This is a genomic window from Shewanella sp. Sh95, from assembly GCF_001308045.1.
In the GTDB taxonomy this organism is placed as follows: Bacteria; Pseudomonadota; Gammaproteobacteria; order Enterobacterales; family Shewanellaceae; genus Shewanella; species Shewanella xiamenensis.
The window spans coordinates 1-266 of record NZ_LGYY01000198.1 but is presented as its reverse complement, the minus strand read 5'-3'; the positions used below and the strand labels follow the sequence as shown (position 1 = coordinate 266).

Annotated in this window: 1 rRNA gene; it reads left to right on the top strand. The window is 44.7% G+C overall.

Annotation, left to right across the window (positions count from 1 at the left end):
• Window positions 1–185 precede the first annotated feature (185 nt).
• Window positions 186–266: ribosomal RNA gene (gene rrf, locus AEA42_RS14520) — 5S ribosomal RNA — on the top strand; the annotation flags it as partial.

Sequence of the window (266 nt, the reverse complement as noted above, 5' to 3'; positions counted from 1 at the left end):
GTGTGTAAGCGTTGTGAGGCGTTGAGCTAACTGATACTAATGACTCGAGAGGCTTAACCATACAACCCAGATGGGTTTTGCTAAGTAGCACTTAGACGAATAGAAACACTTAAGAAGTGATACTCAAACCAGCTTTCCAAATTCATTTACTGCCCACATAAGATGGGGAGTAGATACCAAATTTGCTTGGTGACAATAGCATTGTGGTCCCACCTGATCCCATCCCGAACTCAGAAGTGAAACGCAATCGCGCCGATGGTAGTGTG